Annotated in this window: 16 protein-coding genes; 14 read left to right on the plus strand and 2 right to left on the minus strand. The window is 38.6% G+C overall.

Features of this window, described 5'->3' with window-relative positions:
- On the plus strand, window positions 1–1679 hold a 1679-nt coding region (locus HMPREF2574_RS09240), incomplete at its 5' end, for a GBS Bsp-like repeat-containing protein (protein WP_180363995.1).
- 201 nt (window positions 1680–1880) lie between these two features.
- On the opposite strand, the gene mnmE is transcribed toward HMPREF2574_RS09240, so the two are convergent.
- Window positions 1881–3254, minus strand: coding sequence for a tRNA uridine-5-carboxymethylaminomethyl(34) synthesis GTPase MnmE (mnmE, locus tag HMPREF2574_RS09245; RefSeq protein WP_070812498.1), 1374 nt, complete (start codon window positions 3252–3254; stop codon window positions 1881–1883).
- A gap of 358 nt (window positions 3255–3612) precedes the next feature.
- Here mnmE and rpiA point away from each other — a divergent pair, with 358 nt between their 5' ends.
- The 4 genes from rpiA (at window position 3613) to HMPREF2574_RS09265 (ending at window position 6946) form a co-directional block, all read left to right on the plus strand.
- Window positions 3613–4302, plus strand: a complete 690-nt coding sequence (gene rpiA / locus HMPREF2574_RS09250) for a ribose-5-phosphate isomerase RpiA (RefSeq protein ID WP_024053054.1) — start codon at window positions 3613–3615, stop codon at window positions 4300–4302.
- 185 nt (window positions 4303–4487) lie between these two features.
- On the plus strand, window positions 4488–5297 hold the full coding sequence (locus HMPREF2574_RS09255; protein ID WP_024053055.1) for a purine-nucleoside phosphorylase: 810 nt from the start codon (window positions 4488–4490) through the stop codon (window positions 5295–5297).
- Window positions 5298–5480: 183 nt separating this feature from the next.
- Window positions 5481–6191, plus strand: coding sequence for a purine-nucleoside phosphorylase (gene deoD / locus HMPREF2574_RS09260; protein ID WP_024053056.1), 711 nt, complete (start codon window positions 5481–5483; stop codon window positions 6189–6191).
- A complete protein-coding gene (locus HMPREF2574_RS09265; protein WP_070811309.1) occupies window positions 6191–6946 on the plus strand; it encodes a hypothetical protein in 756 nt (251 codons plus the stop codon). The genes deoD and HMPREF2574_RS09265 overlap by 1 nt, the downstream gene beginning before the upstream one ends.
- A 58-nt stretch (window positions 6947–7004) precedes the next feature.
- On the opposite strand, the gene HMPREF2574_RS09270 is transcribed toward HMPREF2574_RS09265, so the two are convergent.
- Complete coding sequence (locus tag HMPREF2574_RS09270) at window positions 7005–9173, minus strand: LTA synthase family protein (RefSeq protein ID WP_280921333.1); 2169 nt, start codon at window positions 9171–9173, stop codon at window positions 7005–7007.
- Between the two features lie 248 nt (window positions 9174–9421).
- On the opposite strand from HMPREF2574_RS09270, the gene HMPREF2574_RS09275 reads away from it, so the two are divergent.
- Genes HMPREF2574_RS09275 through HMPREF2574_RS09315 form a run of 9 tightly spaced genes read left to right on the plus strand, consistent with a single transcriptional unit; the run spans window position 9422 to window position 17061 of the window.
- Window positions 9422–10585, plus strand: a complete 1164-nt coding sequence (locus tag HMPREF2574_RS09275) for a class I SAM-dependent rRNA methyltransferase (RefSeq protein ID WP_024053059.1) — start codon at window positions 9422–9424, stop codon at window positions 10583–10585.
- Window positions 10582–11259, plus strand: a complete 678-nt coding sequence (gene aroD / locus HMPREF2574_RS09280) for a type I 3-dehydroquinate dehydratase (RefSeq protein ID WP_024053060.1) — start codon at window positions 10582–10584, stop codon at window positions 11257–11259. The genes HMPREF2574_RS09275 and aroD overlap by 4 nt, the downstream gene beginning before the upstream one ends.
- The gene (locus tag HMPREF2574_RS09285; protein WP_024053061.1) at window positions 11249–12103 is read left to right on the plus strand and encodes a shikimate dehydrogenase; all 855 of its coding nucleotides are present in this window, start codon (window positions 11249–11251) and stop codon (window positions 12101–12103) included. Before aroD ends, HMPREF2574_RS09285 begins: the two co-directional genes overlap by 11 nt.
- 10 nt (window positions 12104–12113) lie before the next feature.
- Window positions 12114–13181, plus strand: coding sequence for a 3-dehydroquinate synthase (gene aroB / locus HMPREF2574_RS09290; protein WP_024053062.1), 1068 nt, complete (start codon window positions 12114–12116; stop codon window positions 13179–13181).
- A 33-nt stretch (window positions 13182–13214) separates the two neighbouring features.
- Window positions 13215–14381: a chorismate synthase gene (gene aroC / locus HMPREF2574_RS09295; RefSeq protein WP_024053063.1), complete on the plus strand. Its 1167-nt coding sequence runs from the start codon at window positions 13215–13217 to the stop codon at window positions 14379–14381.
- Window positions 14381–15217, plus strand: coding sequence for a sulfite exporter TauE/SafE family protein (locus tag HMPREF2574_RS09300; protein ID WP_070812499.1), 837 nt, complete (start codon window positions 14381–14383; stop codon window positions 15215–15217). Before aroC ends, HMPREF2574_RS09300 begins: the two co-directional genes overlap by 1 nt.
- On the plus strand, window positions 15214–15594 hold the full coding sequence (locus HMPREF2574_RS09305; protein ID WP_024053064.1) for a DUF1634 domain-containing protein: 381 nt from the start codon (window positions 15214–15216) through the stop codon (window positions 15592–15594). Before HMPREF2574_RS09300 ends, HMPREF2574_RS09305 begins: the two co-directional genes overlap by 4 nt.
- 10 nt (window positions 15595–15604) lie before the next feature.
- The gene (locus HMPREF2574_RS09310) at window positions 15605–16711 is read left to right on the plus strand and encodes a prephenate dehydrogenase (RefSeq protein ID WP_024053065.1); all 1107 of its coding nucleotides are present in this window, start codon (window positions 15605–15607) and stop codon (window positions 16709–16711) included.
- Between the two features lie 11 nt (window positions 16712–16722).
- The gene (locus HMPREF2574_RS09315; RefSeq protein WP_024053066.1) at window positions 16723–17061 is read left to right on the plus strand and encodes a YlbF/YmcA family competence regulator; all 339 of its coding nucleotides are present in this window, start codon (window positions 16723–16725) and stop codon (window positions 17059–17061) included.
- The last annotated feature ends 60 nt before the right edge of the window (window positions 17062–17121 follow it).

Raw genomic sequence — 17121 nt, forward strand, 5'->3', positions numbered from 1 at the left:
TTCGTGAAGTGAAATTACCGACCTGGTCTAATGTAGATGGTCAAGATGATATTATCTGGTATACCGCTAAAAAACAAGCTGATGGAACTTATAAGACGACCGTCAAGGTAAGTGATCACAAATATTCAACAGGTCTATATAATGTTCATTTGTATTATATCCAAGGCAATGGCAAAATCGTTGGAGTAGCAGGAACACAAGTAAATGTATCTTTAGCAAGAGCAAAAGGCAATCTTACAATTGCGAATAATAATCCTAATACAGGAACCTTTGATGTGATTGTCTCAGGTGTTTCTAGCCCTTACGGCGTTCGTGAAGTGAAAGTACCGACCTGGTCTAATGTCAATGGTCAGGATGATATTATCTGGTATACCGCTACTAGACAGGCCAATGGGACTTACAAAGCAACTGTCAAAGCGAGTGACCATAAAAGAAGCACAGGTTTGTACCATATTCATCTTTACTATATCCAAGGAAATGGTAAAATCGTTGGGATTGGTGGCACAACGACAGAAGTTTCAATTGCACGTCCAAAAGGTACATTAACGATTCAAAATAAAGATGCCAATAAAGGAACTTTTGAAGTAATTGTTTCCAACGTTTCTAATCCAGATGGTGTTCGTGAAGTGAAATTACCGACCTGGTCTAATGTCAATGGTCAGGACGATATTATCTGGTACACTGCCACTAGACAGACCAATGGAACTTATAAGGCATTCATTAAAGCAAGTGATCATAAGAATTCAACCGGTTTGTACTATATTCATTTGTACTATGTTCAAAACAATGGAACATTGATTGGAGTAGGCGGTACATCAACCGATGTGACAATTTCTGCAGAAAACCTTAAACCAACTGGAAAAATCACGATTCAAAATAATAATCCTAAAACAGGAACGTTTGATGTGGTGGTGTCTAATGTTTCCGGTCCTTATGGTGTTCGTGAAGTGAAGCTGCCAACGTGGTCTAGTGTAAATGGTCAAGATGACATCATTTGGTACACTGCTGCGAAACGAGCTGACGGTACCTATAAGATAACTGTCAAAGCGAGTGACCATAAGAACTCAACCGGCGAATACAATATTCATTTGTATTACATTCAAAACAATGGTAAGCTGGTTGGAGTGGCGGGCACAACAGTACAAGTTTCTAAAACGTCTTATTCGACACCATATTTTTCTCAACGTGATGGTCGTTGGGCAGGACGAACTTATGGTGGCTACACATTTGCTGCAACGGGTTGCGTTCCAACAACAGTTGCTATGGCAATTTCTGGTATTACAGGACAGACTGTTTTGCCAACAACTGTGGCAGATTATCTCTATCATTCTACGAATGAATTTAATAAGAGAAGTTACGGAACAACGAGCCACGGAATTGTATTAGCAGCACGGCATTGGGGCCTAAAAACAGAGACTTTAGGGTCAACTGCAGCTGTGCGAGAAGCACTTGCTATGGGACACCATGTGCTTGGTGCAGTAGGAACCAGTATATTTGCAAATTATCCTGTTACGCATGAGCTAGTCATGAGGGGCTATAACAACGGAATGACTTACGTAATGGATCCGTATAATGCTAATAATAATGGCTATTATTCAGTAGATTATTTATTTAGAGTACGGAGTTTGGATCCAACTGATAATACAGAAGGTTCTCCGTTCATGACAATCAGAGCATAATATTGTGTCTGCTCTATGAGAATGAAGTTTCTGCCATTTTATCGGTTTAGTAATGAAAGGTTAAAACTACGAACTAAACATTTAAAATTTTTAGTTCTGTCTTATTCTCTTTTTGATGAAAAGTAAAAAGCTCTATGATTTCTAAGGTTATTCCTATAGAAATCATAGAGCTTACTTGTTTTTGTTCGAATTTGTTTACTATTATTTTCCCAAACAAAATTGGCTGAAAAGTTGGCTAATGAGTTCATCAGGAGCGGCGTCACCTGTTATTTCACCCAGGATTTCCCAGGTCCGAGTCAGATCTACTTGCACTAAGTCAACAGGCATTCCTAAATCCAGTCCCTCATTGACAGCTTGGAGACTTTCGACAGCTTTTTCAATCAGAGAAATATGGCGAGCGTTAGAGAGATAAGTAGCGTCTTGTTCTACAATGCCTGCATTTTCAAAGAAAAGTTGGTTGATTCGTTCTTCGATTTTATCAATATTTTGATTTTGAAGAACAGAAATCTTGATAAAGTTATCGGGAAGCTGGTCAACTTCAATCTTTTCTTCTAAGTCAGTTTTATTGAGTAGCAAGATACGGTTGGTGTCTTGACTGATTTCTAGAAGTTTGCGGTCTTGTTCTGTCAATGGCTCGCTAGCATTTAACACAAGAAGCACAAGGTCAGCGTCTTGGAGCGCTTTTTTGGAACGCTCTACTCCGATTTGTTCTACAATATCATCTGTATCACGAATACCCGCAGTATCAATCAACTTGAGTGGCACTCCGTTGATGTTGACATATTCTTCAATGACATCGCGAGTGGTTCCAGCAATGTCCGTTACAATAGCCTTATCTTCACGGAGCAAGTTGTTAAGGAGACTAGATTTGCCAACGTTTGGGCGACCAATAATGGCAGTCGAAATTCCTTCGCGTAGAATCTTACCGCGGCGAGCTGTTTTTAAAAGTTGAGTCAGCAGTTTTTCAAATTCAGCTGTTTTTTCACGCAACAGTTTGGTAGTCATTTCCTCAACGTCATCATATTCTGGATAGTCAATATTGACCTCAACTTGAGCTAGTGTGTTAAGAATTTCCTGACGTGTGTTGTTAATGAGATCAGATAGAGAGCCGTCCAGTTGTTTGACGGCGATATTCATGGCTTTGTCCGTTTTTGCTCGAATAATGTCCATAATAGCCTCTGCTTGCGTCAAATCCACACGTCCATTGAGAAAAGCGCGTTTGGTAAATTCACCAGGTTCCGCCATTCTAGCACCTTCTCGAATAGCTAATTGGAGGATTTCGTTGGTCACAGCAATTCCTCCGTGAGTGTTAATCTCAATCACGTCTTCGCGCGTGAAGGTTTTAGGAGAACGCATAGCTCCAACCATAACTTCATCTAAAATTTCGTTTTTTTCTGGGTCAATAATATGCCCATAATTTAGTGTGTGACTGGTAACGGTACTCAAATCTTTTCCTTTAAAGATTTTTTGAGCAATGGCAAAGCTGTCCGTCCCGCTCAGTCTAACAATGCCGATAGCTCCTTCACCAAGAGGAGTGGAAATGGCAGCAATCGTATCAAATTCTTTGGTTAACATCCTTTATTCCTTGTATAGTGTATTCAAATGCAATCTATATTCATTGTAACGCAAAACAAGGTTCGTCGCAAGATTTTTACATGCTGTTTTTGTTCAAATAAATTCATCATCTCTCTTTAATACAATAAAATAAATTTTAAGAAAGATTCAATCATCATTCGGTTATACGTTTGATATATCAAATTAAAGCGGAGAAAATCTGGAATTTTTGGTGTTTTATAATCAAGAAAAATAGAATATTCGGATTTTAGAATGTTTGTAAAAAAGGGATCATTTAAAAAGAAAGTGGTTTCATTTTTTGGGTGCTAAAGTTGGCAAATCATGGTATACTAGAAGCAGATTGAATAAAGGAGCAAAAATGGAAAACCTAAAAAAAATGGCAGGAATCAAAGCTGCAGAATATGTAAAAGACGGTATGATAGTTGGTTTAGGAACGGGTTCGACTGCCTATTATTTTGTGGAAGAAGTTGGACGGCGTATCAAGGAAGAAGGACTGAAAATAACAGCAGTTACAACTTCAAGCACAACGAGTGAACAAGCTCGGCGTTTAGGTATTCCTTTGAAATCAATTGATGAAGTAGATGAAGTAGACGTGACCGTTGACGGAGCTGATGAGGTGGATACTGACTTCAATGGCATCAAAGGCGGTGGCGGCGCTCTGCTTATGGAAAAAGTTGTCGCAACTCCGACCAAAACCTACATTTGGGTAGTTGATGAAAGTAAAATGGTTGGTAAATTAGGTACTTTCAAATTGCCTGTAGAAGTCGTACAATACGGAGCAGAACAGCTTTTCCATCGTTTTGAACATGCAGGCTATAAACCGTCATTTCGTGAAAAAAATGGGCAGCGCTATGTCACGGATATGCAGAATTTCATTATTGATCTTGACTTAGGCGTGATTGAAAATCCAGTCGAATTTGGGCAAAAGCTAGATCATGTAGTTGGTGTTGTAGAACATGGACTCTTTAATCAAATGGTGGATATGGTCATTGTTGCTGGAAGAAATGGCGTGCAAATTTTAAAATCAACCAAATCAAAAGGAGAATAGAATTTTATGTCACATGTTATTATATTTATGTCATTGTCATGGATTCAGTCCGAATTAGTATTGCACTAAATGCTGATGTTCAAAAAGAATAAGAAAGATTAGAATATGCTCTTAAGAGTGGAGCGTAATTGTGTCATTCAACATTTTTCGAGTGAAAATTAAAAAAGATATAAAAGGATAAAGATATGAATATAATGGATAAAATTAACGAAACAGCACAGTTTTTAAAAGATAAAGGAATTACCGCACCAGAATTTGGTTTGATTCTCGGTTCTGGTTTGGGAGAATTAGCTGGTGAGATTGAAAATGCTATCAGCATTGACTATGCAGGCATTCCAAATTGGGGTCGCTCAACAGTGGTGGGGCATGCTGGTAAATTGGTTTATGGCGACTTAGCAGGTCGGAAAGTACTGGCTTTGCAAGGACGTTTTCATTTTTACGAAGGAAATCCAATGGAAGTAGTTACTTTCCCTGTCCGTGTAATGAAAGCGCTAGGTTGTGAAGGTGTCATTGTTACCAATGCCGCTGGAGGGATTGGATATGGTCCAGGGACGTTAATGGCTATTTCAGACCATATCAATCTGACGGGGCAAAATCCTTTGATTGGAGCGAATTTGGACGAATTTGGACCACGCTTCCCAGATATGTCTGATGCTTATACAAAAGTTTATCGTGAAAAAGCGCATGCTGTAGCCGAAAAATTAGGTGTTGACTTGAAAGAAGGAGTTTATCTGGGTGTTACCGGTCCAACCTATGAAACGCCAGCTGAAATCCGCGCTTTCCAAACCTTAGGAGCTAGCGCTGTCGGTATGTCAACTGTTCCAGAAGTAATTGTGGCAGCCCACTCAGGCTTGAAAGTATTGGGAATTTCTGCTATCACAAATTTTGCAGCTGGTTTCCAAAGCGATCTAAACCATGAAGAAGTGGTGGAAGTGACTGAACGAATCAAAGAAGACTTCAAAGGACTTGTAAAAGCAATCCTTGCAGAACTATAAAAAACATAAATGTAAAAAGAGTCGAAGATTGAGCTTACAATCACATCTCTTTCTGAACTCAACTAGAAACGAAAGGAATAAAACCCGCACGTAATCCTTTCTGGGATGAATAAGCTCCTAAGAAAAGTTTTTTAGCGCTTGTACTTTTCAGTTTGGGTTTTTGACGGGCTTGGTATCTTACTTATGTCAATCCATATTGCAGCAAAACAAGGCGAAATTGCCGATAAAATTTTACTACCTGGAGACCCACTCCGTGCCAAATTTATTGCCGAAAACTTTTTAGAAGATGCTGTATGTTTTAATGAAGTTCGCAACATGTTTGGTTATACAGGGACTTATAAGGGGCATCGTGTTAGTGTTATGGGAACTGGAATGGGAATTCCGTCTATTTCTATCTATGCTCATGAGTTGATTGTTAACTATGGCGTGAAACGTTTAATTCGTGTAGGAACGGCTGGTTCGTTGAATAAAGATGTTCATGTACGTGAATTGGTATTAGCGCAAGCAGCAGCGACAAATTCAAATATCATTCGTAATGATTGGCCTCAATATGACTTTCCGCAAATTGCAAGTTTTCGTCTTTTAGATAAGGCTTATCACCTTGCCAAGGATTTTGGTATGACTACGCATGTTGGAAGTGTTTTATCATCAGATGTTTTCTACTCAAACTATGGTGAAAAAAATATTGAACTTGGTAAAATGGGTGTTCTGGCTGTGGAAATGGAAGCGGCAGCTCTTTATTATTTAGCTGCTCAATATAATGTTGAAGCACTCGGTATTATGACTATTTCAGATAGCTTGGTGAATCCAGATGAAGATACAACAGCAGAAGAACGACAAACGACTTTCACAGATATGATGAAAGTCGGCTTAGAAACGATTATTTCAGAGTGATGCTTGGAAATTTAGATCTAAAAGAAGAAATAGTGTATGCTATTTCTCGCTATGATTATGCTCATGCTTATAAATTAGCTCAAAGACTGAATGATGCAGAATCAAAGCTAGTTGAACTTTTGTATATCATGGCAGAGCGGAGAGAGTTGAATATCCGCCCTGCTATGGAATGTCAGTTGGAAATTAGAAATGATTTTCAACTTTTTTGTCATGCTTCTGAGGAAGATGAACAATTAGCAAACTACCTATATGACTTAGAAGCAAAGCTCAAAAACGAACAGGTGATTGATTTTATTCGTGCTGTTAGTCCAGCTATTTATCGGATTTTTATGCGTTTGATCAAGCTGGAAATTCCTGATATTGAATCCTACATTCATAATTCCAGAGAAGCGAGTTACGATCGTTGGAATTTTGATAAGATGAAAAATACAGGACACCCCATTTTGAGCACTTTTCATGCTGAAAGTCCAGTTCATTCTTCGAGTCTGGCTAGCTTGATTTTACTGTTGGATTTACCAGAGCAAGTTAAAATCATGGTCAAAGAACTACGAAAGTTGGAGAAATCCGTTCGGAACCCATTGGCGCATTTGATTAAACATTTTGATGGAGAAGAATTGCATTCCACTACTGGATTTTCTTCTCAATTTTTTATGGAAATATTGATTTTGTTGGCAAAAGCAACAGGCATTACTTATGACGAGGAGCAATTTTTCTTTGATCGGGTCAATCAAGTCATCAAAACATTGATAGATTGAGTGCTTTCTTTCATTATAAAATCCCATACAGTTCATTTTACTTGTATGGGATTTTTGGTTATTTAGAAGAAGAACTGGATTCTTCTGTTGATGAGGAAGAATCGTTACTTGTTGATTCAAATTGTTCAGGGTGAAGAGCACGATAGCTTGGGGAATTAAACAGATCAACAGTTGAATTACCACCTCGTTTGTTATAAAGACTTGTAGATTCATCACCTTTTTTCTTTTCAATAGATAATAATGATTTAAGTGAATTAGTGTAAGAATAATCCTTAGGGTTCACTTTTCCTAAATCATTTCCAGTATAGAAGCGAAGCAAGTCTCCGGTTTGAATCAGGTCACTCATTTTCAACTGCTCATTGGTTGTATTGCGGATTTTTTCCAATTCTGCCTTAGTTGTTTCATCTGGATTGGTAATTTCTTCTCCTGTTTCTGTGTAGTAAGTACGTCCACTGTAGCTAGTATACTTAGGAGTTACAAAATAGTTTGATGAACGAAAGGCAACGGTTTGTTGATGTTTAGATGATAACAAATCTTGACCGACTTGCAAGTATTGTTTAGAATCAATACCGAGCAAATGTTCTAAAGTAGGCAAGAGGTCAACTTGTCCGCCATAGGTATTAACGACTTTTCCTTTTGTCATGCCAGGAATAACAACCATATAAGGAACTCTTTGCAGCATGGCATTGTCGTAGCTAGACCAAGTTTCAGAGTTTTTGCCTAGTAATGGCGCTAGTGAAGGGTTCCGTGAATTAGAGATACCGTAGTGATCACCATAAAGAACGATGATTGAATTCTCATAAAGACCAGACGCTTTTAAGTAGTCAAAGAATGATTTAACGGCAGAATCTAGATAATTGGCCGTTGCAAAATAACCATTGATTGTTTCATCTTTGGTCGAAGCAAGTGGGAAACCAGTCTCGTCTCCAATCAAACTAGTTGTATAGGGATAGTGATTAGAAACGGTGATATATTTTGCATAAAATGGTTGTTGCAAATGTTCAAGATATTTAATAGAATCTTTGAACATAATCTTATCGTTCAGACCGTATTGGAATGAATTTGTTTTGTCTTGCTTAGAGAAGTAAGAAGAATCGAAGAAATAGTTATATCCCCATTGTTTGTAAGTGGTGTTTCGATTCCAGAAGCTACCAGCATTTCCGTGGAAAACGGCACTAGAATTATATCCATTTTTTGAGAGAATATACGGAGCAGCTTGTTGCGTGTTTGTTCCGCCATAGTTTACCATAAAGGAACCCTGATTAAGACCAAACAAACCAGTTTCTAGCATGGTTTCTGCATCAGATGTTTTTCCGGCTTTTACTTGATTAAAGATATTAGAAAAAGCAAAAGTTGAGTTGGAATGATATAGTGAGTTGAGGAAAGGTGTTACTTCGTATTCTTTGCCATCAGACTTTAATTTATAGCCAATCAGGAATTGTTGGAAACTTTCTAAATGAAGATAGATGACATTTCTACCTTTAGCAATTCCGTAATACTCTTTATTTGGCTCGGCATAGTGTGACTTGACGTATTCTTCAACTGGTTTCAAATCTTCAGCACTTGCTTTAGAGCGTTCTTTGTTGGCACCATAAGTCTGATTAGCACTATAGCCAAGAAAGGCTGGCAACCCTAGGGCGCGGACAACATAATAATTGGAGAAGCCGCGTGTCAATAATTCTGGACGATCAATTTCTGCCAAAAAGAGGTTGGCTGAAAAAAGCATACTAGACAGAGCAGTAATAGCAAAGCTAGCTCGTTTATTGAACGACCGATCATCCAAACGAATCCATTTCTTATAGAAAAGAAAACCTAAGATTGGAAAATCAATGATGTAAATCAAATCTCCAGGTCTAAATAACTCAAGAGCAGCTTCTCCTAGACCAGCAGAAACACTACTTGAAGCGAGCATGGTATTAACAGTGACAAAATCACTAAACTCGCGATAATAGATTGAATTTGAAATGAGCCAAACAAATAATAAAATGTAAAGCGTAACTGCGAGAATGTAAAAAACCTTGGTTCTCTTAATATAAAGTGCTAGCCCAATCAGTAATAATCCTAATGGAAGAGGATTGATGATAGAGAGAAAGACTTGATAAGCGCCTTGAATATCTAGATTAAAATCAACAGAATAGGCCCACATGGTTTTAAGCCAATAAAGAGTCAGTAAGGTCAAGACAAAACCTAGTCTTGTACTCATGAAGTTGAGTATCTTCCTAGTCATAGTTTTCACAAATATATACTTCCTTGTCTTATTTCCTAAAATTTTCACTACTAAGTATAACATATTTTTGATTTAAGTTGGTAATTTAAAATGTTGCATTTTCTTTTGCTAGATAAAAAACAGAGAAAGGATTTTTATCTATTGAGAATAAATAGAACTTTTACGTATGAACACATTTTTTGCAATCATTTTGTAATAAGTAGTACATTTTTTTGAGAAAATTCATAACATTTGATATAATAGAGTTTATGAAACAGCTTACGATTCCTTCTTATACTGAAGAAAACATAAAAAAAGGACGATTTGTTTTAGAAAAACAAGATTTTCCTTCACTTTCTTTTCATCATCAAGTTGTAGAACTGGTAAATGCAAAAGGAAATTTTGTAGGTATCGCATACTTATCAGAGCAAAACAAGGGTATCGGCTGGTTTATCTCACAGAAGAAAGTAACTTTAGATGTCTCGTTTTTCTGTCAGTTATTCCAACATGCGAAAGCAAAGCGACAAGTTTATCAACAATCAAAAGAGACAACAGCTTACCGCCTTTTTAATCAAGAAGGAGATGGTTTTGGTGGGTTGACAATAGATTTGTATCAAGAATATGCTGTTTTTTCTTGGTATAATCTCTTTGTTTACGAAATTAAGGATACCATTGTTCAAGCATTTCAACAGGTCTTTCCAGAAGTTACAGGAGCGTATGAGAAAATTCGTTTCAAGGGTTTGAATGTTGAATCCGCTCATTTGTATGGGCAAGAAGCACCAGCATTTTTCACGATTTTAGAAAATGGTGTTCGCTATCAAGTGTTTTTAAACGATGGATTGATGACGGGAATTTTCCTCGATCAGCATGAGATTCGTGGTAGCTTGGTAGACGGTCTAGCAGCTGGCAAGTCGCTGTTAAATATGTTTTCCTACACGGCAGCTTTTTCGGTTGCGGCAGCCATGGGGGGAGCCAGCCAGACGACCTCTGTTGATTTGGCAAAACGCAGTCGTGAATTGTCGGAAGCACATTTTAGAGAGAATAATCTTGACTTAAGCAACCATACATTCTTTGTAATGGATGTGTTTGACTATTTCAAATATGCAAAACGACATGGTTTGACTTATGATGTAATTGTGTTAGACCCGCCGAGTTTTGCAAGAAATAAAAAACAAACTTTTTCTGTGGCGAAGGATTATCATAAGTTGATTGCTCAGTCTTTGGAAATTTTAAATCCCCAAGGGATTATCATTGCTAGTACAAATGCTGCGAATATTTCACGCAGTAAGTTTAAAAAAGAAATTGAAAAAGGTTTTGCAAGAATAAAGCACCGTTATTTGAAAGAATACGGTTTACCAGCAGATTTTACTTATAATAAAAAAGATGAAAGAAGTAATTACCTCAAGGTATTTACCATTAAGGTGGACAAATGAAATTAGTCGTATCAGTAATGCCGAAAAATTTAGAGGAAGTTCAGAACATTGATAGCTCGCGTTATGATGATGCGGACATTATTGAATGGCGTGCTGATTTTTTAGCAAAAGATGATATTCTGACCGTTGCACCTGCTATTTTTGAAAAATTTGCTGGGCGTGAATTGATTTTCACTTTGAGAACAATTGACGAAGGTGGAAATATTGAATTGACGGATGATGAATATATTTCTACCATCAAGGAAATTTCAACGATTTATCAGCCGGATTATATTGATTTTGAATATTTTTCTCACAAAAATAGATTTGAGGAAATGTTGGATTTTCCAAATCTTGTTTTGAGCTATCATAATTTTGAAGAAACGCCTGAAAACATGATGGAAATTTTATCTGAATTGACCAGTTTGACACCAAAAGTGGTGAAAGTTTCTGTTATGGCGCGCAGCGAGCAAGATGTACTAGACTTGATGAACTATACGCGTGGTTTTAAAACTTTAAATCCAAATCAAGATTTTGTAACGATTTCCATGGGACAAATTGGAAAGATTTCGCGGATAACAGCAGATTTGACAGGCTCAAGCTGGTCGTTTGCAAGCTTGGATGAATCCAGTGCACTAGGTCAAATTTCTCTTGCCAATATGAAGCAAATTCAGGAGATTTTGAATGAAAATTGACGGCTATACTCGTTTAGCGGCGGTTGTCGCCAACCCAATCAAACACAGTATTTCTCCTTTTATCCATAATGCAGCGTTTGAGCAAACGGGTGTTAATGGAGTTTATGTGGCTTGGGAAATCTCACAGGATGACTTGAAAGCAACTGTTGAAAATATTCGCCGCTATAATATGTTTGGAATCAATTTGTCTATGCCTTATAAACAGGCTGTGATTCCTTTTTTAGATGAAGTGACACCTGCTGCGCAGATGATTGGGGCGGTGAATACTGTCGTGAATCAATATGGAAAATTGATTGGTTATAACACAGATGGCAAGGGATTTTTTATGAGCTTGCCTTCTTTTGTCATTAAAGGCAAAAAAATGGTCATGCTTGGAGCTGGTGGAGCTGCGACAGCGATTATTGTGCAGGCAGCTCTAGATGGTGCTGAGGAGATTTTTGTGTTTACGCGCCATTCCTCTTTTGAACGCATTTCACAGAAAATGAAGAAAATTCAGCAGAAAACTGCAACGAAGATTTGGGTATTACCATTAGAAAATCAAGAATTATTGCAAGAAAAAATTAATGTTTCCGCTTTATTGGTCAATGGGACCAGTTTAGGCATGGACGGTAAGGCTTTACCGATACCAAGCAGTATTCGTTTACCACATTCACTTCTTGTGGCAGATGTGATTTACCAGCCGTTTGAAACCCCATTTTTAAAATGGGCAAAAGGACAAGAAGTTGAAGTAGTGAATGGCTTGGGAATGTTGTTGTATCAGGCGGCAGAAGCATTCAAATTGTGGACAGGAAAAAAAATGCCAACTAAAGAAATTTGGCAGGCATTGGAAAAAAAGTACAAATAAGGGGTTGCCTATGAAATTAAATGTGAATATTCCCAATCATCCTTACGATATTGTCATTGAAAAAGGTACTTTAGCCAAAGCTGGAGAATGGCTGGCAAGTTTATGGTCAGCTCAAAAGATCGTTGTTATCACAGATAATCATGTGGCAAGTCTGTATGCTGAAACGGTTAAATGTAGCTTAGAAGTTACTGGTTTTGAAGTGTTTGTATTTGATTTTCTGGAAGGTGAAGCTAGTAAAAATTTAACAACAGTCAATAAAGTTTATGAATTTCTCGCTAAAGTAGGGATGACTCGCAGTGATGGTATTGTTGCCTTGGGTGGCGGTGTGGTCGGTGATTTGGCTGGCTTTGCAGCTTCAACTTATATGCGAGGTATTCATTTTGTACAGATACCGACGAGTTTGACAGCTCAGGTAGATTCTTCGATTGGTGGAAAAACAGGAGTCAATACGCCGTGGGCTAAGAACATGGTGGGTACTTTTACTCAGCCGGACGGGGTTCTGATTGACCCAGATGTTTTAAAAACTTTAGGACAACGTGAATTGATTGAAGGCATGGGAGAGGTCATCAAGTATGGTTTGATTGAGGATGTGGAGCTGTGGCAGGAACTGTTTGACATGGATGGTAGTCCAAAATCCATTTTGGAGCACGCAGAAAGTATCATCTATCATTCTTGCAATGTCAAACGAAAGCTAGTAGTGGAAGACGAACTTGACAATGGTGTGCGCCTTTATCTAAATTTTGGACATACGATTGGTCATGCAGTGGAGGCGACTGCTGGTTATGGCAAAGTCATGCACGGAGAAGCTGTGGCTATTGGAATGGTTCAGGTAGCGCGTGTAGCAGAAAAAAAGGGGCTGATGCCTAAAGGAATTACCACAGATATTGAGCAGATGTGTCGCAAATTTGGGCTTCCAGTTGATTATCAACCTTGGCGACAAGAAGAACTCTATCATGCCTTACTTCATGATAAGAAAGCTCGGGGCAAGACAATCAAATTAGTCATTGTTCCAGAATTAGGTAGGACAGCTATTCATCAGATTTCTTTAGAAGAAATGAAAGATTATTTAGAAAAGTAAAAGCTAAATAGCAACAACAGATGAGGTAACGGAATGAGATATTTAACTGCTGGGGAGTCACATGGACCGCGTTTAACAGCTATCATTGAAGGAGTGCCAGCTGGGCTTCCTTTGACAGCTGACTACATCAATGCAGAATTGAAACGTCGTCAAGGCGGATACGGTCGTGGAGCTCGTATGAAAATAGAGAGTGACAAAGTGGAAATTACTTCTGGTGTTCGGCATGGGCGAACCATGGGGGGGCCGATTACACTCAATGTGACCAATCTAGATCATCAAAAATGGTTGGACATCATGAATGTAGCAGATGTGGAGGACAAGAAAAAAGGGCTGCGCAAGATTACCAAACCTCGTCCAGGTCATGCAGATTTGGTCGGTGGTATGAAATATCGTTTTGACGACTTGCGCAATTCATTGGAGCGCTCTTCTGCGCGTGAAACGACCATGCGGGTTGCGGTGGGAGCTGTTGCTAAGCGTCTTTTAGAAGAAATCGGAGTTGAGGTAGCTAGTCATATCGTAACTGTCGGTGGCATTGACATTGAGGTTCCGGAAAATCTGACCGTTTCTGAAATCAAGAAACGTGCTCGTCAGTCAGAAGTTTCGATTGTCAATCCAGAACGTGAAGAGGAAATTAAAGCCTATATTGATCAGATAAAGAAAGATGGTGACACGATTGGTGGAATTGTTGAAACCATTGTCGGTGGTGTGCCAGTTGGGCTTGGTTCCTATGTTCAATGGGATAGAAAGCTAGATGCTAAAATTGCTCAAGGAGTGGTTTCTATCAATGCATTTAAAGGTGTGGAATTTGGAGTTGGTTTTGAAGCAGGGCGGCTTAAGGGCAGTCAGGTGATGGATGAAATAATCTGGTCTAAAGAGGACGGCTTTACTCGTCGTACTAACAATCTAGGTGGTTTCGAGGGCGGTATGACCAACGGAGAACCTATCGTAGTGCGCGGAGTGATGAAGCCAATACCAACTCTCTACAAGCCACTTATGAGCGTTGATATTGAGACACATGAGCCTTATAAGGCAACGGTGGAGAGAAGCGATCCGACAGCTCTGCCAGCTGCTGGTGTTGTTATGGAAGCTGTTGTTGCAACAGTGCTTGCAACTGAGGTCTTGGAGAAATTCTCTTCGGATAATCTGGAAGAATTAAAAGAAGCTGTTCAACAATACCGCAATTATGTGAAAGGATTTTAATGCTCACCTATATTTTTACGATGGCTTTGGTTGGAATTTTTGCAGGAATTTTGGGAGCTTTGTTAGGACTTGGAGGTGGAATTGTTATTACGCCTGTGCTCACTCTTTTATTTGGAGTAGACATCAAATATGCAGTCGGAGCTTCTATTATTGCGGTTTTAGCGACTAGTTCAGGTTCTGCGATTGCCTATCTAAAAGATGATATGCTCAATCTGCGAATTGCCATGTTTTTAGAAATTTTTACGACTTTAGGAGCCTTTGTAGGCGCGATGTTATCAGTAATAACAAATTCACAGATTCTTTTCTTACTTTATGGAGCTCTCATGCTTTTTCAGGCATTTAATATGTACCAGAAGATTCGTGCTAAAAAGGAAATTCAGACTGTGAGCCACAATGATACCATTGCAGAGAAATTAAATCTCGGTGGTGAATATTTTGACAAAGGTCTCAATCAAACAATCAAGTACCAAGTAACCAATGTTCCTGGTGGCTCTGTTGTCATGTTTTTTGCTGGTGTTATGTCGGCGCTTTTAGGAATTGGTGCGGGTGCTTTCAAAGTATTGGCCATGGATACTGTTATGAAAATGCCCTTAAAAGCTAGTTCAGCAACTTCTAACTTTATGATGGGAGTGACAGGAACGGCTTCAGCTATCTTTTACCTTTTTATAGGACAAATCAACCCGGTATTGGTTACACCAATCGCCTTGGGTGTTTTAGCAGGTTCTTTCATTGGAAGCCGCATCATGCCTTATGTACCTGTAAAAGTATTGCGCTGGATTTTTCTAGTCGCTTTATTAGCTCTGGGTGTGCAGATGTTTATACGAGGTATGCAATGACAGATAAAATGCAAAAAGAAAAAGAAGAGCTGGATTTGGTCATGGGGAAGATTCTCCGAGCGGGAATTTTTCTCTCCATTCTTTTTATGTTTATTGGCTTGTTTCTTTACCTTTTTAGTGGTCAGCAGGTCGTTTCTTTAAAAAATTTGGAACAGTTTAATCCAGTTGCCTATGTAAAGAGTCATTCCATTTTTGATGCAGTGACGTTTATGTTGCTGGGTGCTTTTATGCTTATTTTGACACCGATTTTTCGAGTGATTTCAACATTTATCATTTTTGTCAAAACAAAAGATAAAATGTATACGATTTTCACAGCAGTTGTTATGGTTATTATTTTGGTGTCGATTATTCTAGGATTTATCATTGAGCCAAAGTAAAGGAGTGAGCATGGAAAAGAAAGTTATTTATATTGTGGGTCTTGGTTTGATTGGTTCATCAATCGCACTTGGAATTCGACGTGATCATCCAGACTATACTATTTTAGGTTACAATCGTGGAGAAGAATCTCGAAAAATTGCCCTTGAAAAACGCATGGTGGATCAAGTGACCGACCAGTTTGCTGAATTTGCTCCTCTGGCAGATGTGATTATTCTTGCTGTCCCTATCAAGCAAACCATTGAGTTTATCAGGCAATTAGCAACTCTAGATTTGAAAAAAGATGTGATTATCTCGGATGCAGGCTCTACCAAAGCTGAAATTGTAGCTGCTGCTGAAGAAGCTCTAAAGGAGAAAACCATTCGCTTTATAGGTGCTCATCCAATGGCTGGTAGCCATAAATCAGGTGCTAGTGCAGCAGATGTAAACCTCTTTGAAAATGCCTATTATATTTTTACTCCGTCTCATTTGACGAAAGACGACACGATAGCAGAAATGGAAGACCTCTTATCTGGTCTACATGCTCGGTTTATTGAGATTGATGCTAAAGAGCATGACCGGGTCACCAGTCAAATTAGCCATTTTCCGCATATTCTCGCTTCTAGTCTTATGGATCAAGCCGCTGCCTATACTCAGCAACACGAGATGACACAGCATTTCGCTGCTGGGGGATTTCGTGATATGACACGGATTGCAGAAAGTGAGCCGAGCATGTGGACTTCGATTTTGTTGACAAATCCAGATGCCGTTTTAGAGAGGATAGAGGATTTTAAGAAGCGCTTGGATACCATTTCAGGTGCCATTCAGAATAAAAATGAAGATGTGATTTGGAATTTCTTTCAGCATGGTCGCCAAGTGCGAAAAGCTATGGAAATTCATAAACGAGCAGGTGTGGATAGCTTTTATGACATTTTTATCAATGTTCCCGATGAAGAAGATGCTATTTTAGGAGTGTTGGAACTTCTAAGGGGAACATCCATTGTCAATATTCACATTAACGAAGAAAATCGCGAAGATATTAACGGAATTTTGCAAATCACCTTTAAAAATCGCGAAGATTTAGAAAAATCTGCTAAAATAATAAGAGAAAAGACACACTATCAAGTCTTTTTAGATTAAGGAGGAAGACTATGTCAAATATTTATGATTTAGCAAATGAATTAAGCCGTACTCTGCGAGACCTTCCTGAGTACAAAGCTGTTGTCGAAAGCAAAAAAGCAGTAGATGCTGATAGTGAAGCAAAGAGTCTTTTAAAAGACTATCTAGCTTTCCAGCAAGAACTGCAAGGCATGGCGCAATCGGGTCAAATGCCAATGCAAGAAGTGCAAGACAAGATGAAGTCGTTTGGGGATAAGATTCAAGGCAATCCTGCCCTGACTGAATTTTTCAATAAACAACAACAATTGTCTATTTACTTGGCTGATATTGAACGTATCATTTTTGATCCGGTTCAAGAATTGTTGAAATAATGTTATGATTCAAGCTGATTCAAGATTGTACTGCCCCCAAAAAGTTAGACAAAAAATATT

This window comes from Streptococcus sp. HMSC034E12 (assembly GCF_001835915.1).
GTDB lineage: Bacteria > Bacillota > Bacilli > Lactobacillales > Streptococcaceae > Streptococcus > Streptococcus vaginalis.